Consider the following 26360-nt stretch of genomic DNA (forward strand, 5'->3'; position numbering starts at 1 on the left):
CCATAAACTCCTGCCAAAAATCAGACCTTGAATTCTTCGATGGCATCGACAAGCCATTCCAGGATGCTGAGCGCAAAGCTGCGCGGCACCAATATGTGGAAGCTGCCCGGCGTGGTTTTGACGATCAGCACGTGCACCGCATGCAGCCCTGTCGCAACGACACGTCCTGCCGCAAAAGCCGCGTCAGAGAAGTCGATGCCTATCCCTTTCTCGAGCACAAGATGGGAATCGTCGCCGCGAAGCGCGATCGCAACGATTCGGCCAAAGGAAAGATCAGTTACCGCAGCCAGGCTGCCCAGTTCGCTTTTCAGTGCAAGAGCAATCGCGGTGCCGGTATTGGGCGTTGTCGCGATTTGCCAGGTATTGGGCGCAATCGGCAGCATTGAAACAGGCCCGGCTATTGAAGCCAGTCCGGGCGCGCCAGGCGCCGCGACGCCGGCAATGCGCGCGATGCTCGGCGCGATGTCGGGCGACCCGGCATAGGCGGCAACCAGCACGCAATCGACCGGGAGCTCTGACAGCCCCATGCGATGCTTACGCACGGGAAGCTCTCCGACGACTGGCGAATCCGCCAGCGCGCTTTGGTATTGAAGAGGATGATCAACCATGAAGTTTTTCCCCGGAAGGATCGTAGAACACCGGCTCACCCACCACCACTTCACATGAGTAGTTGTGCAGGGGCGACCATGCGGTCAACTTCTGGCCTATAAGCGCGCGGCCATTCTTGATGAACGCAATCCCGATATGCGTATCCAGCGTTGGGCTATACGTAGACGACGAGACCCAGCCTAGCGACACCGATGCGGCCACAGGCTCCTGGACGATAGCCGATCCGGCAACGATTTTTGCGCCTGGCGACGTTGACATTACACCAACCAGCTTCGGCCGTTCCGGCGATATCAGGCCTTCGCGATGCATCAGCGGCTTACCGATAAAGGGCTCGGCCTTGCTTGCCAATTTACCCAGACCCAGGTCGTCGGCCGTCGTTCTTCCATCGATCTCCGGCCCCGCCACGTGGCCTTTCTCGATCCGCATGACCCCCATCGCTTCCGTGCCGTAGGGCGTAATTCCAAACGGCTTTCCCGCTTCGCACAGCCGCATCCAAAGCGCCATTCCATATCCCGCCGGAATGTTCAGTTCATATGCCATTTCGCCCGAGTAGCTCAGACGAAATACATTCAGTGGTATATGGGCCAGGCTCGTTTCCAGCACGCCCATGTGCGGCAACACCGCATCCGACACATCGACACCGGGAAGCAATGCCTCCAGGACAGCTCGACTCTTGGGGCCGGCCAGTGCGATTTGTGCATACTGATCCGTGAGCGACGTCACTCGCACGCGTAATTTTTGATAAGCCGTGGCAAGCAGGAACTCCAGGCCAGCCAATACTTTGCCCGCATGGGCCGTGGTGGTGGTCATGAAAAACCGGTCTTCCGCGAACCGCGATGTGGTGCCATCATCCAGTACGATGCCATCGTCGCGCAGCATCAATCCATAACGCGCGCGGCCAGGCTTCAGGGTAGAAAACCGGTTGCTGTACACCAGGTCAAGGAATATTGCCGCATCCGGCCCCTGGACGTCGATTTTCCCCAGTGTGGAAACATCGGCGATTCCCACTCCGCGGCGTACGGCAAGCGTTTCACGCCGCCATGCTTGCGCATAGGTTTCACCCGGGCCGACATAGGTCTTGGGCCTCAGCCATTGTCCCGCCGATGCCATGACTGCGCCGTTGTCCAGGTGCCACTGGTGCATGGGAGAGATCCGTGTGGCGGAAAAACCTTTACCTATCTGGCGGCCCACAAACGCACCGAGCGTCACCGGCGTGTAGGGAGGCCGGAAAGTGGTGGTCCCAACGACCGGAATCGGCTCTTGCCGTGCAAGCGCCATCAGAGCAAGCCCATTGATGTTGCTGGTCTTCCCCTGATCGGTACCCATGCCCAGCGTCGTGTAACGTTTCAGATGCTCCACCGAGCGGAAATTTTCACGAGCGGCCAGCGCAACGTCGTTCACGGTTACGTCGTCCTGGAGATCGACGAATTGCTTCGCCTTGACTCCCATGGGTTGCGGCGCAAGCCAAAAAGCCTCGATATCCAGGTCAGGCTCGTCACCCCCCACGATCATGTCTGGCGCTTGCTGTTTCAGTCCCAGATCCGCGCACGCCGACGTCGCCGCCGCGGCACCGTCCCTCAACACTTCGCGCAATTGAAATACGCCGCGTGCGGCGCCAGCGGAAATGGCCGCCTGCTTGCACGGTCCGGGAATGAAGGTGGCAATGCGCTCATCGTAGACGGCCTTGCCGCCCGATTGCGAGTGCAGGTGCAAGGAAGGAGCCCAACCGCCGGCCGTGCCGATGACATCGCATGCGATGCGTGTTCTGCGGCTGCCGTCCCGCAAAGCGATTTCGGCGCCTTTGACGCAGCCGCGGCCCAGAGCCCGCAACACGATGGATTCCTGGTGCAAGGCGATGCCCAAGGATCGGACTTGTTCCGCAATCGCCGCCGGGATCGTGCGCCGCACATCGACAATGGCTACAACGTCGATGCCGAGCCTGGCAAGGTCGAATGCGGCCGGATAGGCACTGTTATTGTTAACGAACAGCACAATGCGCCGGCCTGCCGCCACGCCATAATGGTTGGCATAGGTGCGAATGGCGGATGCCAGCATTACGCCCGGCAAATCGTTGTTTCCAAAAACCAGCGGGCGTTCAATCGCGCCGGTGGCAAGCACGACGCGTTTGGCGCGGATCTGCCATAGCCGCTGGCGTGGCTGCTGCGGCTCGGGTACCGCAACATGATCGGCCACGCGCTCGATGAGCGACACCATATTGTGGTCGTAATACCCGAATGCCGTGGTGCGGGGCAAAACAGTGACACGGCTGCTGGCGGATAAGCTGGCAGCCGTGTCGCGCGCCCACTGCGGCGCAGGAATATTGTCGATATGCGTACCCTGGCTTAACAGCGAGCCGCCCAGGCTTGCATTTTCATCGACGAGAAAAACCTTCGCCCCCGCTCGCATCGCTACGCCAGCTGCCGCCAGGCCGGCTGCGCCGGCGCCCACGACAAGGACGTCGCAGCAGGCAAAGCGTTTCTCGTAATGGTCCGGATCGTCTTGCCTTGTCGCCACACCCATTCCCGCCGCATTGCGAATCACGCGCTCATAGCTTGGCCATAGCCGTGCGGGCCACATAAATGTTTTGTAATAAAACCCGGCCGGAAACAAGGGCGACAGCAAGTTGTTGATGGCCATCAGGTCCAACTTCAAGGAAGGCCAACGATTTTGGCTTTCCGCCACGAGCCCTTCGTACAGTTCAATGGCCGTGGCGCGAGTATTGGGTTCGGCGCGCGCACCGCTGCGCAAGCGCACCAGCGCATTGGGCTCTTCAACCCCGGCGGCGACAATACCGCGCGGACGATGATACTTGAAACTGCGGCCTACGAGTTTTACCCCATTGGCCATTAATGCGGCTGCCAGCGTATCTCCCGGATGGCCTTCGTAGCGCACGCCATCGAACAAAAACGAAATGGTCTTCGAGCGATCGACCAGGCCGCCCTGCTTCAGGCGAAAGGCTTGTTTCATTGCTGCTCCCGTTGAGCAAGAGCATTTGCCAGTGAGACGCCGGCAATATCATGGGTAAGCGTATCGCGCTTGACCTTTATCCAACTGCGGCAGCCCAAGGCATGTTGCCAATATTCCGTATGCGCGCCCTTGGGATTGCTGCGCAGATAAACATAGGCAAACCACTCGGACTCGGGCGCGTCGTCGGCCGGGCGCAATACGGAAGCATCCGAGCCATAGTCGAATTCGGTGTGGTTACGCGGCCCGCAAAATGGGCAGTTGATGAGAAGCATTGCAAAGGCCTTACTGTGCGTTGGGGATTGGGCCGCTGCCCTTTTCGTCGATAGTGCGGCCGTGCTCGAATCGGTCCATGTTGAAGCCTCGATTGAGTTCGTGCGGCTCGTCGTGAGCAATCGTGTGGGCGAACACCCATCCGGAAGCCGGGGTTGCCTTGAAGCCGCCGTAACACCAGCCGCCATCGATGTAAAAATTCTGCAATGGTGTTTTGCTGATGATTGGACTGCCGTCCATCGTCATATCCATGATGCCCCCCCAATGCCGCATCATTCGTAGACGACTGATGAATGGAAACATTTGCATTGCGCAAGCTGTCGCATGCTCGAGAACCGGCATGTTCCCCCTTTGGGCATAACTGTTATAAAAATCCAGATCGCCGCCCATGACCAACTCGCCTTTGTCGGATTGGCTCATGTAGAAATGACCCGCACCGTAGGTCACGACCGTATTGATGATCGGTTTGACCGGCTCGCTTACGAACGCTTGCAGCAAATGGCTTTCAATCGGCAGGGTGAAGCCGGCCATCCTGGCCAACTGACTGGTATGACCGGCTACGGCGATACCTACTTGGCCGGCTCCGATGAAACCTTGATTCGTCTCTATTCCCCTGACCTTGCCGCTTTCCTGCTTGATCGCAATACATTCACAGTTTTGCAGGATATCGACACCGAGCGCATTGGCCGCACGCGCGTAACCCCACGCTACCGCATCATGACGAGCAACGCCGCCGCGTTTTTGCAATAGGCCGCCGATAACGGGGTAACGAGGCCGCTCGCTACTGTCGAGCAGCGGGACCATTTCTTCGACTTGCTTGTGATCGAGCCATTCCGCATCGATTCCGTTAATGCGCATTGCGTTGCCGCGGCGAATATAAGCGTCTTGCTGCGCATCGGTATGCGCGAGATTGAGAACGCCGCGCTGGCTGAACATCACGTTGTAATTGAGCTCCTGGCTCATCGTCTCCCACAGCTTGAGCGACCAGTCATAGAATCGCGCGTTGGTATCGAGCAGGTAGTTGGAACGAATCAGTGTCGTGTTGCGGCCCGTATTGCCACCCCCGATCCAGCCTTTTTCCACTACCGCGATATTTTTCACGCCATGAAGCTTGGCAAGATAATAGGCTGTCGCAAGGCCATGCCCTCCTCCCCCAACGATGATGACATCGTAGTGCCTCTTCGGTACGGGTGAATCCCACGCAGGCATCCAGCCCCGATGGTGGCTGAAAGCATTACGTGCGAGAGAGAGAAATGAATACTTCATGAGTATTGGCAGGAAGGAAAAGGTTTATTGCTAAAACAGATGTCAGTAAGCCTGATAGCCAGGGGCTTGGGCAAGCACCATCAAAGAAAGGCGAGGGGCGAATAAGATTTATTAATACCCGGGTAGAGGCGTAGCGCTTAATAAGAATTGCTAATACTTATAGGCAATCTTCCGTAATAAGGCGGCAAGAAATCATGAATTTCGACGAAACTGCGCCACAACACACAAAAATTCCATTTTCAAATCAGCTGAATTGGCCAATCTGACCCAAGCCTTGTTGGGCCGCCGTCATACGCAAGAAGAAACCGCCACGATATTTGGCTGCAGCTGGCTACGCCATTTAATGATGGTCAATCACCGACCCCACCAAGATTCGCAACGAGATAGACGCTCATGACAAATTTCCCGGTTGTATTTGGTATTGATCTGGACGCCGAGTCAAGCTGGCTTGGAAAGTCTCCCGAAAACGCCGGCAAACCGGTGCTTCTTTCGCATGGCACGTACGAAATCCGGGAAGGCCTGAAATTCCTCCTGGATGTGCTCGACCGTCACAGCGTGCGGTCAACGTTCTTCATTCCCGGGCTGATCGCACACCGGCACCCCGAGGCCGTCACGGAAATTTTCCGGCGCGGCCATGAGGTCGCGAGCCATGGCTACAACCATCTGTCGCCGCCGCTTCTCGATGCCAGCCAGGAAAGGAAAGAGCTGGCCTCCGGCATCGAGACCCTGGAGAAAATAACCGGCCGCCGTCCTGTGACGTGGCAAGCCCCTTCGTGGGAAATCACCTCTCGCACCATCGATTATCTGATCGACGAGGGAGTTTCGGTTTCAAGCAATTTTCACGACAGCACCAGGCCCTACCGCCATGTTCGCAATGGCGTACCGCTCCCCCTGGTTGAACTACCGGTCGAGTGGCACTTGGCCGACGCCCCTTTCTTCTTGTACGGCGCGATGCCAGGCCGGCAAATCTGGCCACCCCTGACTGTTGAGGAAATGTGGAAAGAAGATTTTCGCGGCCTCTACGAGAGGGAAGGATCGTATTTTCGCTTGGCGCTGCATGTTCAGCTCATTGCTCACCCGGGCCGGCTTCGCATGCTTGAACGTTTCATCCAATTTATAAAGGAACATCCAAATGCGTACTTTACCCGTTGTGATGAGCTTGCTGCCACGATTGCCTAGCAATCGGGCGATATGGGCTTTCCTGTTTGCCTTATCCCTCTTCTCGGGGCCTGGAACCGCCACCGCGGCGGCCTATCCCGAAAAACCGGTTTCCATCATCGTGCCATTCGCCGTGGGTACCGCGACCGATAGTATTGTCCGCCTGCTCGCCAAAGGTTTGCAGGCAAAATTCGGCGTCCCGTTCATCGTCGAGAATCGCCCTGGCGCGAGCGGCATTATCGGAACCGATCGCGGCGCAAGATCGAAGCCGGATGGCTATACGCTGCTGGCCGCCTCGGGCACGACGATGTCACAGAATCCCTGGTTCTTCAAAAAAATCCCCTATGACCCAACTACAGACTTCAAACCCATCGCACGCATTGGCGGGTTTCCACTAGCCATCGTGGTACGCCAGGAAGCGCCATGGAAAACCATGGCCGAATTCCTGGATGCCGCGCGCACGGCCACGAAATCGTTCTCCTACGGAACAGCCTACGGTATGCAAACCGTGTGCGGAGAGCTTTTGAAAAAGAATGCCAGGCTCGACCTGATCTCAGTTCCCTACAAAGGCACTCCGCAGGCGATTACCGACCTCCTCGGCGGGCAAGTCAATTTCATGTGCGCCGAATTCGCGACCAGCCTGAATGCCATTAGGAACCATCAATTGCGCGCATTGGCCATCTTGACCGACAAACGATCGCACTACCTCCCCGATGTGCCCACCATGAAGGAATTGGGCTTGAATTTCCTCCCCGAAATGCATTCCTGGATTGGCTTGCTTGCCCCTAGCGGCACCTCCACGCAACACATCGAAACCGTCAGCCGGGCTGTCCTGGAAATTGCAGCGGCTCCCGAATTTTCCGCCGCGCTCGATTCGATCGGATTTGAACTTTCCACACTCAATGCATCGGATTTCGGAAAATTCCTGAAAAAAGATCATGCCGTATGGGGTAAACAAATCAAACAAGCCGGCATCGCCCCCCAATAAACAGCCTTTTCAGGCCGCTGCGGAGTCTACACCCACAATACCGTATCGCGTATTATGCAAAGTCGCCAAACCGAAAAGGATTTCCGGCATGCGCAATCGCTTCACAATCGAGCTCAGCTCCATGAGGGTATTCCTGGCGGTCAGTGAAATGGGCAGTATGACAACAGCGGCCAGGAAGCTGGGCATGACGCAATCCGCTGTCTCGCAGGCAATCCGCCAAATGGAAGAAGGCCTGGGCGTGATATTGATTGATCGAGAGTTCCGCCCACTGCAACTCACCTCTTCGGGCACGATACTGCGCCAGCATGCGCACCGGATACTGGCCGACACAGATCATCTCACATCCGCGCTCCAGGCCGGCGGCACGGTGCCGGGACTACGCATGGGCATGCTTGATTCCTTTGCAGCAACAGTCGGACCTTCGCTCATCCGAACCGTTAGCGAGTACGCACGCGATGTTTTTGTTTATCAAGGGTTTTCACCTGAGCATCTACGCGGGTTCCGCGCGCGCGAGCTGGATATCATCATATCCGCCGAACTGCTCAGTTGCAAAACCGAAGAGCTCAGCCTTTTACTTCTTCGCGAGCCTTTTGTTCTGGTTCTTCCGAAAGAGCATTCGGCATATACGCAGCATTCAAATCTGAAACAAATCGCGCGCAATCTGCCTCTGGTTCGATACAGCGCGCGCTCCACCGCAGGGCTCTTGACCGACCGTTACCTGGAGAAATTGGGCCTGATCAATCAACGCCGCCTCGAAGTTGAAACGGCCGAAGTCCTGTGCAGCCTGGTCGCGGCGGGCGTTGGCTGGGCAATTACCACCCCCTTGCATTTGCTCCAGGGCAGGCCGCAGTTTGAAGGGATTTCCGTACAGCCCCTTCCCGAGGAAGGAATCAGCCGCGATCTCTCGCTTTTGGTGCGCCGGGGCGAGTTTGAGACCATGGGGCGCGCGCTTACAAAACGAACGCACGAGATCCTTCGGGCCGAATGCCTGCCACCGCTCTTCGCCCTTATGCCATGGCTAAAAGGAGTCATGAAGGCTGGAGACGACATCGGGGGCTGATCGCGATCGTCTTACTCGGGCTTCAGGCCGATGGCGGCTGCGAGCTCACGGTATTTGCCTATCTCGGCTTTCATGAATCGGAGCAGCTCGTCCGGACTTCCTCCAATGGGCAAAATGTACAGATTACCGAAGGCTTGCTTCAACTGCGGCGATTTCAGCGCCGCAACCGTTGCCGCATGCAAACGCGCGACGACCTCCTGCGGTGTGCCTTGCGGTGCCAGCAAACCCACCCAATTGCTATCGATGAAGCCCGGCAAGCCTGCCTGCGCCATGGTCGGCACCGTCGGCATGGTCGCCAAACGGTCTGGCGAGAGCACCGATATGGCTTTCAGCTTGCCGGACTTTATCAGGTCGACCATGGGCTGGGGCGAACTGAAAGAATACTGGACCTGACCGGCGATCAAATCCGAAATCATCGGCCCGCTACCTTTATAAGGCACATGCACCGTGTTGATGCCCGTGGCCAGATTGAACCGCAGGCCGATCAAATGGGGCTGCGAATACTGGCCACCCGATCCGTAGTTGACCTTGCCCGGATGCGCCTTCGCGTAGGTGATCAGCTCGGCCAGCGTATTCGGGGGAAAAGACGTCGACGCCACCAGCATATTCGGCAGCCAGCCTACTTGCGAAATCGGCGTCAGATCCTTGAGAGGATCATAGGTCATTGCGGCGGACGTCACGGGCGCAATCGTCAACTCGGCGGAGGTCCCGAACAACAAGGTATATCCGTCGGGCATCGACCGGGCGACCAGATTCGTGCCGATTCTGCCGGTCGCTCCAGGCCGGTTCTCGACAACCACGGCCTTACCCAGTTGCTGGGACAGCTGCGTTGCGAATATTCGCGCCGCAACATCCGTGCCGCCGCCAGGGGCATAACCGACGATGAGCCTGATGGGTTTGGATGGCCACTTGGTTGCCTGCGCCGTGCCTGTTGCGGGAGCAGCCAGCATGCATAGGGTTCCAAGTACTGTTAACCAGCGTTGCAGGGACATAGACATCTCCGTTGACTACCCATTGACAGAAGTAAAATGACGCAGCCAGTTGCCGCCAAGCACCGCCGCGGTCTGCTCGGGCGTATAGCCGCGATCGAACATACCCTGGGTGAAATTGGCCAGTTCAAGAATCGTGCCCAAGCCGCGCGGATAATCCTGAGTCAGGAAGTCGTCGACGCTGCCAAAGATATCCGGGCGCAGGGTGCGCCAACGCACAGTATGGGGACGCAACAGCTTCGTGGCCTTGTAGCCTTCGGTGAAATCCAGGCCCAGACCGACGTTCTCGACGCCGACGGTACGGATCCAGTGGTCGCCATGGTCCAGCATATCGTTGAGCGTCGGATCGGCGGCCCTGACGCTGCGCGGCAGGCCGCACACGCCCATGACACCGCCCTTTTGCCCGATCACCCGCGCCGTTTCATCCTTGGTGTTGCGGTCGTTGGCATTGACGCTATAGGCATTGGAATGAGTGCAGACGGGGTATTTCGCCCTGGCCGCGCCTTCGGCCCGGGCGCGATGCCCCGCATGCGACAGATCAAGAATGAGATCGAGCTCATTGGCGGCATCAATCAATTCCTCACCGGCAAAGGTGAGCCCCGCATCGCGCCGTTCGCCGCAGCCGTCGGCAAATAAGGTTGCGCCCGTATAGGCCAGGCCGAAATAGCGCATGCCCAGACGATGCATGGTACGCAGCCGGTGAAAATCCAGATCGACCATGGCCGACCCTTGCGTGCCGACAATGACCGCCAGCCGGCCTTGCTTACGCGCCGAGTCGATCTGTGCGCGGTTTGTCGCCAGCGCAAGATAAGGGCTCTTGGCTATCTTTTCCAGGCCAATATCGAAGTTGCGATGCACATCGTCCCAGCTCTGGTCGGTGCCGAACGTGACGTTCGCCGCATTCACTCCCGCCTGTAAGCAACGTTCGGCCCAGGGTTCGTCCAGGACGTAGAATAGCGATAGGCAATCGAAAACAAATGTTTCCTGCGTAAAGCGCTTCGCTTCGCTATTGGCCTGTGGAACATCCAAAGATACTCGCACTCTTTTCTCCCAAGTGGACGACTGAAGGATCGGAAATCTTGCCGCCTGCGCCGATGACACGCACGCATACTGAATACCGGTATGCGGCGCTACTCCGGCTTCAAACCCAATACTTTTACAAGCTTGCGATACCGTTCGATTTCGGATCGGATATAACCACCGAACTCGCCTTCAGTATCGCCAACGGGTTCTATGTATAAATCCAGAAACGTTTGACGCGTCGTGGGCAAATTCACGAACCGTACGGTTTCGGCATTGAGCCGGTCGATGATGGCTTTTGGCGTACCGCGAGCCGCCAAAAGGCCATACCACGAGCCGCCTACAAATCCAGGCAATCCAGCCTCGGACATGGTCGGAACCTGCGGCAGCTTGGGCAGGCGCTGCGTGGTGGCGACCGCGATTGCCTTGACCTTCCCATTCTTTATCAGGTCCAGCGTCACGGCCGGAGTATTGAACGTATACTGCACCTGCCCGCCCATCAAGCCCACCAGCGACGGGCCGCTACCCTTATAGGCGACGTGTACTGTATCCATTCCGGCTTCCAGATTGAATTGCATGCCCAGCAAATGAGGGGCGGAAAAAACGCCCCCCGATGAATAATTGACTTGGCCGGGATGAGCCTTGGCATACGCAATCAATTCGGCCAAGGTATTCGGCGCAAACATGGTGGAGGCAACGAGTATGTACGGCCCTTTGCCGATTTGACTGATTGGCTCGAAATCCTTGGCCGGATCATAAGGCATCGATGCGACCGTGGAGGGAGCTATCGTCAATTCCGCGCCAGTGCCGAAAAGCAGCGTATACCCGTCAGGGGCCGATTGCGCAACAAACTGCGCGCCAATCCGGCCTCCGGCCCCGGCCCGGTTTTCGACCACTACGGTCTCACCCAGGCGCTGAGACAATTCCGCCGCCAGAAGACGCGCAACCAAATCGGTACCTCCACCCGGAGGGTAGGGAATAACGAGCTTGATGGGTTTCATGGGCCACTTCGCCGCCAAGCCAATACCAGGCGCCATTGCTATCGCCACGATGCCGGCAAACAACAGGCGGCGACATAACGCGAAGCAGCCTCCAAAAACAATGCCTGGACCGCCACGAGGGGCGGAGTATCGCAAGAACATAGGTATCTCCGTTGACAGGCGACAAACAGCAGGCTGTTTCATTGGAGCTCAAACAGCCGCTGGCGGCGCTAGCCATAAACCGAAGTGAAATGACGCAGCCAGTTGCCGCCAAGCACCGCCGCGGTCTGCTCGGGCGTATAGCCGCGATCGAACATACCCTGGGTCAGATTGGCCAATTCGAGTATGGTGGAGAGCCCTTTCGAGTAGCGTTGAGAGAGAAACTCATCCGGAGTGCCGAAGATGTCCGGACGCAATGTGCGCCACCGCAGGGATGCGGGCAATAGGCTGCCGCTTTCCTGGTAGGCTTCCGTGAAGTCGAGCCCAATGCCGACGTGATCGATATCCATTATGCGTATCCAGTGTTCTGCATGATCGAGCATGTCGTTGAGCGTCGGGTCGGCGGCCCTGACGCTGCGAGGCAGGCCGCACAGGCCCATAATTCCTTCTTTTTCGCGGATTAGCTGAGCTGTTTCATCGTGGGTATTGCGGTCGTTGGCATTGACGCTATAGGCATTGGAGTGTGTGCAGACGGGGTATTTCGCCCTGGCTGCGCCTTCGGCCCGGGCGCGATGCCCCGCATGCGACAGATCAAGAATGAGATCGAGCTCATTGGCGGCATCAATCAATTCCTCACCGGCAAAGGTGAGCCCCGCATCGCGCCGTTCGCCGCAGCCGTCGGCAAATAAGGTTGCGCCCGTATAGGCCAGGCCGAAATAGCGCATGCCCAGACGATGCATGGTACGCAGCCGGTGAAAATCCAGATCGACCATGGCCGACCCTTGCGTGCCGACAATGACCGCCAGCCGGCCTTGCTTACGCGCCGAGTCGATCTGTGCGCGGTTTGTCGCCAGCGCAAGATAAGGGCTCTTGGCTATCTTTTCCAGGCCGACATCGAAGCTGCGCAACGCATCGTCCCAGCTCTGGTCGGTGCCGAACGTGACATTCGCCGCATTCACTCCCGCCTGTAAGCAACGTTCGGCCCAGGGTTCGTCCAGGACATAGAATAGCGATAGGCAATCGAAAACAAATGTTTCCTGCGTAAAGCGCTTTGCTTCGCTACCGGCCTGTGGAATGGCTGAAAATCCTTGCATGACGAATATTCCTTGAAATGGATATCGGATGGCGAGCGACACGGCGTCGCAGTACGCCGCCCTACTCGGGCTTGATGCCCAATTGGGCTGCAAGCCGCCGATACCGATCGGTTTCGGAGTGCAGGAAACGGCCGAATTCTTCCGGCGTGCTGGCGATTGGCTGGATGTATAGATCCTTGAGCGTCTTGCGGACTTCCGGCGCGGCCAAAGCGGATTGCAACACAACATGCAAACGGGTAATGATCGCCGCAGGCGTATGGGCAGGTGCAAGCAGCCCGAACCAAGTGCCGTTATCGAAACCAGGAAATCCCTGCTCATCCATCGTCGCAACATCAGGCAGTGCCGGCAAACGGTGCGGCGCCGCGATGGCCAGCGCCTTGAGCTTTCCAGTCTGGACATAGACCAGCGAGGCTCCCGGAGAACTGAAGGCATATTGCAACAACCCGCTGGTCAGATCGATGAGCATAGGGCCGCCCCCTTTATAGGGAACATGAGTCGTCTCGATTCCCGCAGCAAAATTGAATTGTTGGCCCAGGAGATGCGGAATCGAATTGTGCCCACCCGAGCCGTAATTCAACTTTCCGGGATGGGCCTTGGCATCGGCGACCAATTCGCTCAATGTGTTGGGCGCAAATTTAGGCGATGCCACCACCATTCCCAGGCTTTTGCTGATCAACATGACAGGCTGCAGATCTTTGAGAGGATCGTAAGCCAGCGACTTAACGGTAATAGGCGCCGCGGTCAGTTCGGCGCCTGTGCCGAATAAAAGGGTATAGCCGTCGGGTTTTGCCCGCACTACCGAAAGCGTGCCTATCCTGCCGCTTGCGCCTGGCCGGTTTTCCACGATGACCTGTTGCCCCAGGCTAAGAGACATACGCTCGGCCAGAACCCGGGCGGTCGTATCTGTGCCGCTGCCTGGCGGATACGAAACGATCAGTTTTATCGGATCGGCGGGCCAGCCTGGAGTCTGGGCCCGCACCATGGACGAGCCAAACATTACAAGTAGCGCGGCGAGCATACTTACTGCCCGCCTCGTCGCATTGGGAGGCTGCATTTTCACAAATTTTTTTCCTGAAAAAAAAGCGGACAATGGGCTTGAACAAGGAGTTTTTACTATAGATTGCCCCATCCTGACTCACAAACTGCATGAGCCAAATTACTGCTTGGTATTATTTTCTTTAATAGCGTGACATACCATGATGGGCCAGAAGCCATGTGGCGCAAGAGGCGCGCGGCTTCAAGCCGCACGTATACGACATACCCAATCGCTATGAATTTTCGGCGACCGTGCCGGCCGCTTCCAAGGTGAAATTGCTGCGGTTTTAGCCTTCCACCGCAGCCATCCTACGCGCAAAAAGTCACGAACTCATCCAGATCCATGCGACGGGTCCGGAACTGATTTGCCACGCAGCCGCTGTCTTCATAGCCCATCGATATGCCGCAAACCAGCGTCTGACTGTCGCTTATGCCCAGCGCTTCCTTGACGATACCCGGGTAGTTCGCGATGGCGGCCTGCGGGCAAGTATGCAGGCCGGCGCCGCGGGCCAGCACCATGATGTTCTGGAGAAACATGCCATAGTCGAGCCAACTGCCTTTTTCCAGGTCGTTGTCGATAGTGAAAATAAGCACGACGGGAGCGCCAAAAAACAGGAAGTTTTTTCCGTGCTGCCGCGCCATGGCGTCCTTGTCTCCCTTCTGGATGCCGAGCGTGCCATACAGGCCCCAGCCCGTTTCGCGCCGCCTTTCTATATAAGGGCTGCGCCATGCCACCGGGTAGTACTGATACTCCCGGTTTTCGGGTATTTTTCGATCATGCGCTTCGACCAGTGCGCTTGAAAGCTCATCGCGCTTTGACCCGGTCACCACATGCACCTTCCATGGCTGGATATTGCTGCCGCTGGGCGCATAGGCCGCCGCGGCGAGGATCCTTTCGACCAGGCTCATATCGATTGCTTTCGGTAAAAACCCCCTGACGCTTTTCCGCGAGGTTATTGCATCTTCAATGATTTCAAACGTATCCATTTCCCGGTTCATCCTTTCTTGCAAACGGCTCGATTTGATCGAATCATCATACCTCCCTTGCCACCCCCAGGCATTCCTCGAACAACTTCCAGAATGCCCTGCTTTCGCCTAGCGAAACGGGTATGCGCAGGAATGTCGAGAGCGCCTGGGCGGGCGAAAACAGCGAGCCGGGTACGAGCAAAGGGCCATTTTGCGCCAGGCGGCGCACCAGCGGTTCTGTGTCCTGGCCGCAATCGACCCAGACGAAGAGTCCCGCCTCCGGCGGGTGCTCAGGCTGCAGGCCCAGGCGGCGCAGGCTTTTCAGGCACAGGGTCCGGGCCGCGTCGGCCCGCGCCCGGACCCGTTCGATATGGCGCCGGTAATGGCCATCGGCCAGAACCCGATACACAATGCGTTCGGTGAATTCCGGCGAAGTCATGCCGGCCAGCATTTTCAGGTTGCCCAGCGCGTGTATCCGTTGCGGCGCCGCGGCGATGTATCCTACCCGCAGGCTGGCGGCCAGCAATTTCGAATAGCCGGCCACGAGCAGCACCCGGTTCAATTGATCCAGAGCGGCCAGGCGCACAGGCGGCGAGGCGCTCAATTCGCTATAAGTGTCATCCTCGATGATGGCGAAATCGTATTTTTCGGCCAGACGCAAGATCTCGTAGGCCTTGCCCATGGACAGGGTATAGCCGGTAGGATTGTGTACCGCCGTATTCACGATCAGCAGCTTGGGTTGGTGGCTGGCGGCGAGATGTTCCAGCCGGGCCAGATCCGGGCCGTCGGGCGCGCGCGGCACGCCCAGCACCGTCACGCCCGCCGCGGCCAGCCTTGCAAACACCAGGTACCAGGCGGGATCTTCGACCAACACTACGTCGCCCGGCCGCACCATATGACGAATAATCAGGTCCAGCGCGTGCGTGACGCCGCAAGTGGTCAGCAAATGGTGCTCGGGATGGGCACCGATTCCCGCCCGGTTCAGATCGGCCGAGATCTGCCGGCGCAGCGGTTCGTAGCCTTGCGGCTTGCCATAGGCCAGCAAGCCCTGGCCTACCGTGCGCCGCACTTGCAGGACCGCCGACAACACCAGATCGGCATCCAGCCATTCGGCCGGAACACCCGGGTTCTCAGGTTGCTGAAACAAGGTACGCAGCAGCCAATCCACATCCATGCGGCCCGGCAGGGATGCGGCCGCCTGTTCTTTGGATAAAAGCGGGGCGTGCGATTTTCTCGCCGCGACATAAAACCCCGAACCGCGGCGCGACTCGATCAGACCCAGCGCCATGAGACGATCGTAAGCCTCGACGACAGTGAAACGACTGACACCCAGCGATTGGGCCAGCGCCCGGATGGACGGCAGGCGCAGTCCCGTACGCAAGACTTGCTCGTCCATGCGCTGCGCCATATGCTGGGCGATCTGCTCGACCAGCGTCTGGCTGGCTCCTTTTACCGGGCGCCAGGCGGTGGCTATCGAACCCATGGCTGGATCGTCCCCTTGCGCAGGCAGATCAGACGGTACGGCCGTAGAAAAAGCAGAAAAGGAGGACATTGCAAGAAATCCGCCACAAAAGGCGCCGCTTGATGCTGCAAAACAGACTCAGCCCCGTTGAACTGTTCAACATGATGGCCATGCAATCAGCCAACTCGGAAGCGGCATGAAACTATATAAGCACTGTATCAGAAACCACCCTTAAACAAAGCCTACCCCGGCCATCGCTAGTCGCCGCCCTGCATAAACCAGGCCAAACCCCGTCATTGCGGCGCCTCGTTGGGTGGGAGCTTATTTTAGCTATACCTTTTTTCACTAGCGGGTTTTTGGCTCGGGTTGTTTACAGGATTCGAGTGTTTACGGCATTCGATGTTTTGGTGGCTTTGGTATTTACGGTTTTGGTATTTAAAGACGCCGTCTATCGGGGATAGGGTCAGGACCGGCACGGCGTGCTTCATCCGGATCTACCTCGTCCAGGCGGGCGTCGGGCCAAACTCGCTACGCCGCTGGCGCGGCTGCGCTCAAACATGGCCCGCCGAAAGCCCCCGCCTTCCCTACGGTAGCATCCGGCGCACGCCTTACGCCGGCCCTGACCCTATCCCCGATAGACGGCTCACGTTAGGGCTTGCCTGGAATCAACTTGCTTGCATCTACCGTTATGGGCCTGTACCCATAGAACAGGTAACGTGCCAGCACTTATGCCTCTATCACATGGCCACTACATCACGATGTGCCAAACCCTGGATTTACTATGCGCCCGACGCCTCAACGCAGCCTGTGATTGGCTCAACGCGGCTTCCCCAACGTATACCCCGATGCATTACCTCAACGCAAGCCGCAGGGTGGGCGGTGCTGTGCAGTCCGGCGGTAGTCCAGCGCCGGGTGCTGACGAAGGGAAGGCGGGGGCCTTCGGCGGGCCCTGTCTGAGCAGTGCCTCGCGCGCGAGGCACTGCGAGTTGGCCCGACGCCCGCCTGGACGAGGCAGACCCGGGTAGTCGGGGTGCGTAGCACCACGACCGCTGGACGTGCCGGACTGCACAGCACCGCCCACCCTGCGGCGTCTTTATAGAATTAACCGCCGCCTACACAGCAAACACAGCAACGCACCGTCCAACCTCATCATTCAAGCGCGTACCAGCAGCTCAAACCTAAAAACAGCGCTCAAAAAATCGACTGAAACGCGTCCAGTGTCCTAAACACTCGAACCAAAAATGCGCCAGCAACATCTATTGATGCGCCGGACAAAACACATATTTATGTTTTCATCACAGCCTGAAGCCTTGTTGACATTAAGTTTCCTAAAGGACACAATGTGTCTTTTACATACTTTGACTTTTATAACAGCACAGGAAGAGACACCGTGTTTTCAATCAAGACCCTGCTCACTGCCGCAATCGCCATTTCAGCATTTGCCGGAGCCCCAACACATGCCGCCTACCCAGATCACCCCATACGCCTCATCGTGCCTTTTGGTGCAGGCGGCATCACGGACATCATTGCGCGTCACCTTGGGAAAAAAATGGGCGACACCCTTCAGCAAACCATAATCATCGACAACCGCCCAGGCGCGGGCGGGGTCATCGGCGCGCAGCTTGCGTCGAATTCGATACCTGACGGCTATACGCTTTTCATGGGCACAGTAGGGACACAAATAGTCAATCCGCTCATTATGTCCAAAATCAACTACAACCCGGATAAACAGCTTCAGCCCGTTGGGATGATCTCCGGCTCGCCCTATGTATTAGCGGTGCGGGCCGACCTCGGACCTAAAACATTTGCTGAGTTCATTGCCTATGCGAAAGCTCATCCAAAAACACTAAATTATGGATCGGCTGGAATAGGCAGTTCTCCGCACCTGGGACTGGAACTCCTCAAGTTGACTACCGGCATCGATATTTTGCATATCCCGTTCAAAAGCGGCAGCGAAGCGGTCAATGCGGCTGTCGGAGGGCAAGTCGATATCGTACTGGATGCAATTACCGTCATCATGCCGCATGTCACCGCAGGCAAACTACGAGCCTTGGCGATCGCATCCCCCAGCAGATTGCCATCGGCGCAAGGCGTTCCCACCAGTGCCGAAGTGGGTGACCCGGCTTTGCAAATCAGTTCGTGGAATGCCCTGTACACCCCGACAGGAACACCTCCCGACATCGTAAAGAAACTGAATGAAGCACTGCAAAAGACTCTGGCCGACCCCGTACTTCGCGACACCATGGCCAAGCAAGGCACACAAGCTTATACCGGCGCGCCCGATGAGTACAAAAAGTTTATGACACAAGAAAAGGCGAAATGGGTAGACATTGTCAAACGCGCCAACATTAAAATCAATTAGGCCCATGCAGCGTTTTGCCCGCATTCACTGTGCAGTCATTTCTATCGGAGATTACTAATGTTTGAAACCATGACCCTGTCAAAGGACCAGTTGATTACACGCGCAAAAAAGGAAATGCAGAGTCAACTCGAAACACATTCCTGGACAGCCCGAGAGCGTCTCGCGCTTACATGCAGAATTCTCTTTGACGGCGGCCACGACTCCGGCCTCGCGGGGCAAATCACCGCACGTGCCGAACAAGCAGGCACTTATTACACACAACGACTCGGCCTGGGGTTCGACGAAATAACAGCATCCAATGTTTTACTCGTCGACCAGGACTTGAATGTGCTGGAAGGCAACGGCATGGCGAACCCGGCCAATCGCTTCCATTCCTGGGTGTACAAGAATCGACCGGACGTTCAATGCATTGTTCATACCCATCCTCTGCACGCGGCGTCGCTATCCATGCTTGAAGTTCCGCTTGAAGTTTCTCATATGGATAACTGCACTCTATATGACGATGTGGCGTTTCTGAAAACCTGGCCCGGCGTGCCTGTTGGTAACGAAGAAGGAGAAATCATCAGTGCGGCGCTTGGCGACAAGCGGGCAATCCTGTTATCGCACCATGGAATGCTTGTCGCCGCGACGACTATCGAGGAGGCGTGCGAGCTATCGCTGCAATTTGAACGCGCGGCCAAAATGCAGTTGCTCGCCATGGCGGCCGGTAAAATCCAGCCTATACCTGAAGCGCTTGGGAAGGAAGCTCACGACTGGATACTAACGCCCAAGCGTTCTCAAGCAGGTTTTTTCTATCACGCTCGCCAAGCCCTGCGCAATCACCCCGATACCCTCAGTTGAATCTTGTTCGGCCCAAATCAGGGATTAGAATGGGGCATGTTTCAAGAGTCCTACACCTTGCATGCCCATGACCGACCTACCCCATCGCCTAAAAACTTTGCGACGACAACAATCATTCTCCCTGGAGCAACTGGCCCGGAATACAGGGTTGACCAAAAGCTACCTATCCAAACTCGAACGAGGAATCAGTGAGCCATCCATTTCAACGGTGCTGCGTCTGGCCGATGCCTATCAAATTAGCGTGGGACAACTTCTGGGAACAGGCGAAGCTGCTCAGGACGAAATCGTCAGCGTAGTGAGGGTGGCGGAACGCGAGCCTCTTCTACGTCGAGGCGAAGGAAGCAGCTACCGCTATCAATCCATGGCGGGCCGCCGCAAGATAAAGGCAATGGAGCCTTTCATTATTTATCCGCCCCGGGTGTTTCCCGATCTAACATCGGTGTTTCCCCATCCCGGCGAAGAATTCATGCTCGTACTGAAAGGCGCGGTGGAAGTAAATGTAGGCGAACGCGAGTATCGATTGGATTGCGGCGACTCGGTTTATTTCGATGCCGAATTTCCACATCGAATCAGAACTGTCGGCCGAGTCATGGCTGAAGTGCTCGTTATAACGACGCATGCAACCGCCAAAGCCCAGTAAAGATATATACAGAGTACAGAGCTATCTCGCACCTGCCACGGGCGGTTCAAATCTGCGATCCCATGGCCGCTGTAATGGTTAAACAACCAGGCCAGTTATAAAGTGATATGGTTAACTGTATAGGTACTGTATCAGGAAACATATATAAAGTGTATGCGCCGCCACTGGAAATTCCAGGCCTCGACACACACACATCGCACCCGCCACCATGACAAGCCTTGCAAACGCACCAGCCACTTCCCTGCCTCATTATTCGGGAGGCTATGGTTACGGAATAATCGGAGTACTGATTTTTTCGCTGACCCTGCCCATGTCGCACCTGGCCGTCGCCGAAATAAACCCCTTGCTGATTGGACTAGGCAGAGCGTGGATAGCGGCCATTCCCGCCGGACTGATTCTTTGGCTAAGCCGCAGCCGCCGCCCCACTCGCGCCGAATGGCGCGGCATAGCCCTGGCCGCCGTGGGCGTGGTCGCAGCCTGGCCCATTTTTTCCACCATTGCCATGCTTTCGGTACCGGCCTCGCACGGAGCCGTGTTCAATGGCTTGCTGCCTCTTACCACCGCCCTGTTCGGAGCCTGGCGCAGCCATGAGCGATTGGCGCGGTCGTTCTGGCTGTGGGCGTGTGTTGGCGCGGCGTTGGTCACCGGGTTCGCGCTCTACGCCGGACATGGCAGCCTGCAAGCCGGCGATCTCTGGCTGATTGCCGCAGTCATATTCGGCGGCATGGGATACGCCGAAGGCGGGCGCGTCTCGCGCACACTGGGCGGCTGGCGGACCATATGCTGGTGCCTGATCGGAAGCCTGCCGTTCATCAGCCTGCCGACTTTTTATCTGGCGGCACACGTCTCGCACTGGCCATCGCCGGCCGTGCTGGGTGCCTTCGCCTACCTGGCATTCGGCTCGATGTTTCTGGGATTCTTCGCCTGGTACAAAGGGCTGGCCATCGGAGGCATCGCTCGCGTCGGCCAGGTGCAACTGATCCAGCCGTTCCTGACGGTGCTCGCCTCGGCCTGGCTGTTCAGCGAGAAGGTTGCCCCGGTAACCTACCTCTTCGCCGTACTCATCGTTATCGTCATTGCCGCCAGCCGCTATGCCACAAGGCGGCCTGGGCAATGAGCACGCAAAAAGTCAGCCCTGAAATCCCCCAAAAAACCTCAACGCAAGCGGAAGTGGCGGCCCAGGCAGAGTGAGCGAGCGTTGAGTCCGCCCCGACCCGGGTTTGGGGCGCGGGCAGTCCTGGCAAAGCCAGGACCGGACGAGGCGAGCACCACCCTGCCTGAGCCGCCACCCCCGCGTCTTAAGAACGAAAACGCGCACAAGCCGAAATCAGCCAAACAGCACTTTGAAATCATCGGGAATCGGCGCCCCTTTGAGCCCGCCTGCGGCAGTGACCACCGCCCAGGCGCGCAGCTCATGGCCGGTGGCTACCAGGCGATCGCCGCACTTGACGGTATAGCCTATGCGCAGGCGGCGCTCGGCCCACTCCTGCAAATCGGCCTCTATGGTGATGACGTCGTCGTAGCGTATCGGCGAACGAAAACTCGCCCCCACATCAACCAGCGGCGTCACCGCCCCATAACGGGCGCGAATTTCGCGCTGGCTCAAACCCTTGCTGCGCAGCATGCCCTGATAAGTGCAATCGAACCAGTAAAAATAATTCGGGTAAAACACAATCCCCGCCTCGTCACAATCACCCCACTCTATGGTCAGGTTGCGCTCGAACTGCATCATGGGCCGCTTTCTCCATTTCAAAACAAAGATGATAGCTGTTTGCGGCACGATCTTCTGCGCGTAAAATCCCGACACCAGGCCGGCATGCAAGGCCCGCGTCACTTGCAAGGCCCTGCGGCAACAAAGCGGTGCACCGTTTCAACTCGATACGATTTTAAAGCCAGAGGGAAATAGCCTTACTTGGTACATTGTTCCACTTCTTAGGCCATAAATTCGGCCAATTAACCATCAATACCGCTCTACTGCCGATATCCCTCACGCCTTCGCTCCCTTGCACATGCGCATTGCCGCCCCTTACCATGCCTGACAATCACATATAAGGCTTCCAGCCATGCCCATGACCGCACCGCTTTCTTCTATCGCCCCCTCCGTTGCCGCTTCATCGACGCAGCACTGGACCGTCAAGGATATTCTGGATCTCTACGAATTGCCCCTGCTCGACTTGCTGCATCAGGCACAAACCGTGCATCGCGCGCACCATGAACTGAACGCCGTCCAGCTCTCAAGCCTGCTGTCGATCAAGACCGGGGGTTGCCCGGAAGATTGCGCCTATTGCCCCCAATCGGCGCGTTACGACACGGCCGTGGAGAAAGATGCCCTCATGCCCCTGGAGCAGGTGATTGAAGCCGCCGCCCAGGCCAAGGCCGGCGGCGCGCAGCGCTTTTGCATGGGTGCGGCATGGCGTTCGCCCAAGGCCCACCACATCGATGCGGTGGCTGAAATGGTAAGCGCCGTGAAAAGCCTGGGGCTGGAAACCTGCGTGACGCTGGGCATGCTGAAAGACGGCCAGGCCGAGCAATTGAGAACGGCGGGTCTGGATTACTACAACCACAATCTGGACACATCGCCGGAGTTTTATGGCGAGATCATTTCCACGCGCACCTATCAGGACCGGCTCGATACGCTCGAGCGGGTCCGTTCGGCGGGCCTGAATGTATGCTGCGGCGGCATCGTGGGGCTGGGCGAATCGCGGCCGGCGCGCGCCGGCCTGATTGCGCAGTTGGCCAATCTCGCACCCTACCCCGAATCGGTTCCCATCAACAATCTGGTCAAGGTGGAAGGTACGCCCTTATACGACACACCGGCACTCGACCCATTTGAATTCATCCGTACTATTGCCGTCGCCCGCATCACCATGCCCAAAACTGTTGTACGCCTGTCGGCGGGCCGCGAAGCCATGAGCGACACCACCCAGGCCCTATGTTTCCTGGCGGGGGCCAATTCGATCTTCTACGGGGAAAAACTGCTGACCACCGGCAACCCGCAGTTGATGGAAGACCGGGCCCTATTCGAACGGATGGGCCTGCATGCCGTCGGCCAGGCCGCCACGCACCACACCGCCCGCACCCAATCCGCCAACGCTTAACCTGCCCCGCCTCAAATATATGTATACCTTGATTGTCAGTGTAGGGTGCAGCGTTGCTGTATCGGTGCTGCTGAAAGTGGCGCGCCAGCAAAAAATTGAAATCGGCCAGGCCATCGCCGTCAATTACCTGGTGGCGGCCTGCCTGTGTCTGTTTATCCTGCAGCCCAATCCCGCTTCACTTATGAAGCCCACGACTCCCTGGTGGGTCCTGATTGCGCTTGGCGTGCTGCTGCCCAGTATTTTCCTGGCCATGGCGGGCGCAGTCCGGCATGCCGGCATCGTGTTGAGCGACGCCGCGCAGCGTTTGTCGCTGTTCCTTCCGCTGATTGCCGCGTTCCTGCTTTTTGGCGAAGCGCATTCCACCGCCAAGCTGCTGGGCATAGCGCTGGCCCTGATCGCGCTGGTCTGCCTGCTGATCCGCCCCCGGAGCAGGGACAGCTCGGGTGAAGTCGGCAAATCGATAGGCCTGCTCCTGTGCGTCTGGGTGGGCTACGGCACCATCGATATCCTGTTCAAGCAACTGGCCAAAAGCGGTGCCGTGTTCTCCAGCAGCCTGTTCGTCACCTTTGTACTGGCCGGCGTGCTGATGCTTCTATACCTGCTTGTCCGGCGCGGCTCGTGGAGCCTGCGCAACATCGTGGCCGGCCTGATCCTGGGCCTGCTCAATTTCGGCAATATCTATTTTTATATTCGCTCGCACCAGGTCTTCCCAAACAACCCCACCCTGGTATTCTCAGCCATGAATATCGGTGTGATCTCACTGGGCACGCTGGTCGGCGCGGGCTTTTTCAAAGAAAAGCTTTCGTGGCTGAACGCCACGGGTGTCGCCCTGGCGATAATTGCCATCCTGATCCTTGTCCCGCGATAAGCGCTAAGCCCGTTCCTTGCCTGCTGCCGCAGCCTCCTCATACTGGGACAACAAGGGGTCCCGGGAGATATCGCTGTTGACGTCGACCCGCGGATCGAGCACCGCCGCCACGGGCGAGCTTTGCAGGCTATCGGCCATAGGGACAAAATTGGTGGGGGCATCGTCGCTGAGATGGGCGCCGGTCACTTTTTTCGGCCTGACGAAAACAATCAGGATCAGCGCGCAACACGACACGAAAACGTAAAACATGCTGGGCATGAATTGCCGCATCAGTGCGCCGACGAACAAGGGTCCCAGACAGGCGCCCACGCCATAAACCATCAACAAAATGGCACTCAGGCCAACCCGGCGCTCCGGATCGACATTGTCATTGGCAAATGCGGCCCCCAGGGGATACAAGGTGAATTGCAGCACACCAAAAGCGCAGGAAAACAGCAACAGGGCCCACAACGGAAACTGCCACCAGCCCCATAAGGGAAGTGTCAACGCGAGCAGCAGACAGGCATTGATGCGTATCAGGCCGGCCCGGTTGAGGCGATCGGCCAGCCAACCCATGGGCCACTGGGACACCAGGCCCGAAGCCACTGCGGCGGCCAGGAACACGGCAACCTGCGCGCTCGAGAAACCCTCTTTGGCCGCATACACCGGCGCCAGGCCGTAGAATGCGCCGTTGATATTGCCCGCAATGAAAAACACCAGCAGCGACATCGGCACACGGGAAAGATAATACTTGATCAGGATCGGAGCCGGCTTCTGCATGGCCGGATGCAGCCTGCCCGTCAGCGCTATGGGTACCAGGCACAGGGCCGAACATATGGCCACAAAAACCAGGGGCTCGTAATTCAGATGCGGGAACAGGGTCAGGGCCAATTGGCCCGACACTGTGCCCAGACCGGAGAACACCATGTAAAAGGCGAATACACGGCCGCGCAGATGATTCTCGGTTTGCTCGTTAAGCCAGCTTTCGATCACCATGAACTGCGTAACCATGGCGATCCCGGCAATAAAACGAAACCCCAGCCATATCCACAGATTGTCGATCAACGACTGGGCCAGCACCATTACCGTAACGATCGCTGCCGTAGCGGCATAGGCGCGTATGTGCCCGACCTGGATAATAAGCTTGTGGCCTATGCGCGCGCCGAAAACCAGCCCCAGATAGTAGGCGGCGATCTGGGCGCCCACCCAAACCTCGGACACCGACGTCGCCGTCAGCCTCAAACCTATATACGTATTGAATAAGCCAGCGCCCAGTTGCAGCAAAAGGATGGCGAGGTACAGGGAAAAAAACGAGGCAACCGACTTGAACATAAAGGAAAAACGGATTAAAGCTGACCCAGCAAGGTGGCCGCGTCGCTTACCTTGAATTCGCCGCTGCCCTCGAGATTGAGCTGCTTGACCACACCGTCTTTCAGGATTGCCGAGTAGCGCTGCGAACGCACACCCAAGCCGCGGGCAGACAGATCCATTTCCAGTCCCAGCTTGCGGGTCCAGTTGGCGCTGCCGTCACCCAGCATGCGAACCCGGCCGGCCACCCGCTGATCCCTGCCCCAGGCGCCCATCACGAAGGGATCGTTGACCGACACGCACCAGATCTCGTCGACACCCTTGGCTTTGATCTGGTCGCTCAATTCGAGATAGCCCGGCAAGTGCTTATTCGAGCAGGTGGGCGTGAATGCGCCCGGCACGGCAAACAGGGCAATGGTTTTACCCTTGACCAGATCGGCAACCTGGAAATTATTGGGGCCGACGCTGCATGCCTCGGTTTCTGTTTCAAAAAATTCGCTCAATGTCGCGTCGGGTACGCGCTCGCCTACTTTAATGGACATCATAGTCTCCTGTGGGGCTTCCCACGGTTCGTCGGACACTCAGCCGTGCCGGATTTCGTAATCATACGACGATGCCGGCGGTTTATGGCCGCACCCGGCAATTTTCATCGAAGCCTCGCACAAGCCGATACATTTTCATACCTTTCCTTCACGATTCAGTAAACTTTATCGGCCAAAATGACTCTCACAACAATGTTGCTTCGATATTGAAGCCATATTTTCATAGGGAGTTTATTTTGATACTACCTAAGCTTTCCGCGGCCATTTTATCCATGGCCCTATTGGGCAGTGCTTATGCCGCTTCGAGTCTGGATCCCGATATTTCCATCGATCAATGGGTGCTCATGTCCGGCGCCACCAATGGCGCAGCCGATGCGATGGGCGTCTGCGACGAAGATCTCGACAAGCATCGCAACACCGCGCGCGCCCACCTGACGCGCTACGCGTCGGAACATGGCGCCCGGATCGAACAATTCGATGCCATGTTCGAGCAAGGCATGATCGAAGGCAAGAAGCTCGTCACAGACCGCAGCAACCTGACCAGCGCCAAGGGCGAGCGCCTGCTCACCGGCTTTCATCGCGACAAAAGCATCGATTACCAAATCGTCAAGAACGCGCTGGATACCTGAAAAAAACATCGCCGGGCCGGACCGGCTCGAATCGCTTGAATATTGCGTATATCATAGGGTTATGATGGGTC

At 57.6% G+C, this 26360-nt stretch carries 25 protein-coding genes; 10 read left to right on the plus strand and 15 right to left on the minus strand.

What is annotated here, in order from left to right; translation table 11 throughout:
• Positions 1-20: 20 nt before the first annotated feature.
• From LSG25_RS10930 to LSG25_RS10945, 4 genes are read right to left on the minus strand one after another with little or no spacing between them, the layout of a single operon-like run.
• Positions 21-608, minus strand: coding sequence for a sarcosine oxidase subunit gamma (locus tag LSG25_RS10930; RefSeq protein WP_232740967.1), 588 nt, complete (start codon positions 606-608; stop codon positions 21-23).
• Positions 601-3576 (minus strand): sarcosine oxidase subunit alpha family protein, encoded by a 2976-nt coding sequence (locus LSG25_RS10935; protein ID WP_232740968.1) that lies wholly within the window; start codon positions 3574-3576, stop codon positions 601-603. Before LSG25_RS10935 ends, LSG25_RS10930 begins: the two co-directional genes overlap by 8 nt.
• Complete coding sequence (locus LSG25_RS10940) at positions 3573-3848, minus strand: sarcosine oxidase subunit delta (protein ID WP_232740969.1); 276 nt, start codon at positions 3846-3848, stop codon at positions 3573-3575. Before LSG25_RS10940 ends, LSG25_RS10935 begins: the two co-directional genes overlap by 4 nt.
• A gap of 10 nt (positions 3849-3858) precedes the next feature.
• Complete coding sequence (locus tag LSG25_RS10945) at positions 3859-5112, minus strand: sarcosine oxidase subunit beta family protein (RefSeq protein ID WP_232740970.1); 1254 nt, start codon at positions 5110-5112, stop codon at positions 3859-3861.
• 393 nt (positions 5113-5505) lie between these two features.
• Between LSG25_RS10945 and LSG25_RS10950 the strand changes: the two genes are divergently transcribed.
• On the plus strand, positions 5506-6291 hold the full coding sequence (locus LSG25_RS10950; RefSeq protein ID WP_232740971.1) for a polysaccharide deacetylase: 786 nt from the start codon (positions 5506-5508) through the stop codon (positions 6289-6291).
• Complete coding sequence (locus LSG25_RS10955; protein WP_232740972.1) at positions 6245-7258, plus strand: tripartite tricarboxylate transporter substrate binding protein; 1014 nt, start codon at positions 6245-6247, stop codon at positions 7256-7258. Before LSG25_RS10950 ends, LSG25_RS10955 begins: the two co-directional genes overlap by 47 nt.
• 9 nt (positions 7259-7267) lie before the next feature.
• Here the strand turns inward: LSG25_RS10955 and LSG25_RS10960 are convergent, their stop codons facing one another.
• Positions 7268-7444 (minus strand): hypothetical protein, encoded by a 177-nt coding sequence (locus LSG25_RS10960; protein ID WP_232744780.1) that lies wholly within the window; start codon positions 7442-7444, stop codon positions 7268-7270.
• Between LSG25_RS10960 and LSG25_RS10965 the strand changes: the two genes are divergently transcribed.
• Entirely contained in the window at positions 7416-8318 is a 903-nt protein-coding gene (locus LSG25_RS10965) for a LysR family transcriptional regulator (protein ID WP_232744654.1), read from the plus strand. The two genes, LSG25_RS10960 and LSG25_RS10965, sit on opposite strands and share 29 nt — an antisense overlap.
• Positions 8319-8329: 11 nt before the next feature.
• On the opposite strand, the gene LSG25_RS10970 is transcribed toward LSG25_RS10965, so the two are convergent.
• The 7 genes from LSG25_RS10970 to LSG25_RS11000 form a co-directional block, all read right to left on the minus strand.
• Positions 8330-9310, minus strand: a complete 981-nt coding sequence (locus tag LSG25_RS10970; RefSeq protein ID WP_232740973.1) for a tripartite tricarboxylate transporter substrate binding protein — start codon at positions 9308-9310, stop codon at positions 8330-8332.
• 15 nt (positions 9311-9325) lie between these two features.
• Entirely contained in the window at positions 9326-10348 is a 1023-nt protein-coding gene (locus tag LSG25_RS10975; protein ID WP_232740974.1) for a membrane dipeptidase, read from the minus strand.
• A gap of 89 nt (positions 10349-10437) precedes the next feature.
• Positions 10438-11469 carry a tripartite tricarboxylate transporter substrate binding protein gene (locus LSG25_RS10980; protein WP_232740975.1) on the minus strand — a complete coding sequence of 344 codons (1032 nt, stop codon included), beginning with the start codon at positions 11467-11469 and terminating at the stop codon, positions 10438-10440.
• 68 nt (positions 11470-11537) lie between these two features.
• Positions 11538-12560 carry a membrane dipeptidase gene (locus tag LSG25_RS10985; RefSeq protein WP_232740976.1) on the minus strand — a complete coding sequence of 341 codons (1023 nt, stop codon included), beginning with the start codon at positions 12558-12560 and terminating at the stop codon, positions 11538-11540.
• A 61-nt stretch (positions 12561-12621) separates the two neighbouring features.
• On the minus strand, positions 12622-13578 hold the full coding sequence (locus tag LSG25_RS10990; protein WP_232740977.1) for a tripartite tricarboxylate transporter substrate binding protein: 957 nt from the start codon (positions 13576-13578) through the stop codon (positions 12622-12624).
• Positions 13579-13904: 326 nt separating this feature from the next.
• The gene (locus LSG25_RS10995; protein ID WP_232740978.1) at positions 13905-14582 is read right to left on the minus strand and encodes a nitroreductase family protein; all 678 of its coding nucleotides are present in this window, start codon (positions 14580-14582) and stop codon (positions 13905-13907) included.
• 46 nt (positions 14583-14628) lie between these two features.
• Positions 14629-16044: a PLP-dependent aminotransferase family protein gene (locus LSG25_RS11000; RefSeq protein WP_232744655.1), complete on the minus strand. Its 1416-nt coding sequence runs from the start codon at positions 16042-16044 to the stop codon at positions 14629-14631.
• Positions 16045-17413: 1369 nt separating this feature from the next.
• Here LSG25_RS11000 and LSG25_RS11005 point away from each other — a divergent pair.
• The 4 genes from LSG25_RS11005 (at position 17414) to LSG25_RS11020 (ending at position 20982) form a co-directional block, all read left to right on the plus strand.
• Positions 17414-18385, plus strand: a complete 972-nt coding sequence (locus LSG25_RS11005) for a Bug family tripartite tricarboxylate transporter substrate binding protein (RefSeq protein ID WP_370635853.1) — start codon at positions 17414-17416, stop codon at positions 18383-18385.
• 57 nt (positions 18386-18442) lie between these two features.
• Positions 18443-19225, plus strand: a complete 783-nt coding sequence (locus LSG25_RS11010) for an aldolase (RefSeq protein WP_232740979.1) — start codon at positions 18443-18445, stop codon at positions 19223-19225.
• 67 nt (positions 19226-19292) lie between these two features.
• Complete coding sequence (locus tag LSG25_RS11015) at positions 19293-19865, plus strand: helix-turn-helix domain-containing protein (RefSeq protein WP_232740980.1); 573 nt, start codon at positions 19293-19295, stop codon at positions 19863-19865.
• A gap of 208 nt (positions 19866-20073) precedes the next feature.
• Positions 20074-20982 carry a DMT family transporter gene (locus LSG25_RS11020; protein WP_232740981.1) on the plus strand — a complete coding sequence of 303 codons (909 nt, stop codon included), beginning with the start codon at positions 20074-20076 and terminating at the stop codon, positions 20980-20982.
• A 210-nt stretch (positions 20983-21192) separates the two neighbouring features.
• On the opposite strand, the gene LSG25_RS11025 is transcribed toward LSG25_RS11020, so the two are convergent.
• Positions 21193-21597: a thioesterase family protein gene (locus LSG25_RS11025; protein ID WP_232740982.1), complete on the minus strand. Its 405-nt coding sequence runs from the start codon at positions 21595-21597 to the stop codon at positions 21193-21195.
• Between the two features lie 337 nt (positions 21598-21934).
• Between LSG25_RS11025 and bioB the strand changes: the two genes are divergently transcribed.
• Positions 21935-22963, plus strand: a complete 1029-nt coding sequence (bioB, locus tag LSG25_RS11030) for a biotin synthase BioB (protein WP_232740983.1) — start codon at positions 21935-21937, stop codon at positions 22961-22963.
• A gap of 19 nt (positions 22964-22982) precedes the next feature.
• A complete protein-coding gene (locus LSG25_RS11035) occupies positions 22983-23831 on the plus strand; it encodes a DMT family transporter (protein ID WP_232740984.1) in 849 nt (282 codons plus the stop codon).
• 3 nt (positions 23832-23834) lie between these two features.
• Here the strand turns inward: LSG25_RS11035 and LSG25_RS11040 are convergent, their stop codons facing one another.
• The gene (locus LSG25_RS11040; protein ID WP_232740985.1) at positions 23835-25142 is read right to left on the minus strand and encodes an MFS transporter; all 1308 of its coding nucleotides are present in this window, start codon (positions 25140-25142) and stop codon (positions 23835-23837) included.
• A 14-nt stretch (positions 25143-25156) separates the two neighbouring features.
• The gene (locus LSG25_RS11045; RefSeq protein ID WP_232744657.1) at positions 25157-25660 is read right to left on the minus strand and encodes a peroxiredoxin; all 504 of its coding nucleotides are present in this window, start codon (positions 25658-25660) and stop codon (positions 25157-25159) included.
• Positions 25661-25896: 236 nt separating this feature from the next.
• On the opposite strand from LSG25_RS11045, the gene LSG25_RS11050 reads away from it, so the two are divergent.
• On the plus strand, positions 25897-26289 hold the full coding sequence (locus tag LSG25_RS11050; protein ID WP_232740986.1) for a hypothetical protein: 393 nt from the start codon (positions 25897-25899) through the stop codon (positions 26287-26289).
• Positions 26290-26360: the final 71 nt, after the last annotated feature.

It is taken from the genome of Paralcaligenes sp. KSB-10 (assembly GCF_021266465.1).
In the GTDB taxonomy this organism is placed as follows: domain Bacteria; phylum Pseudomonadota; class Gammaproteobacteria; order Burkholderiales; family Burkholderiaceae_B.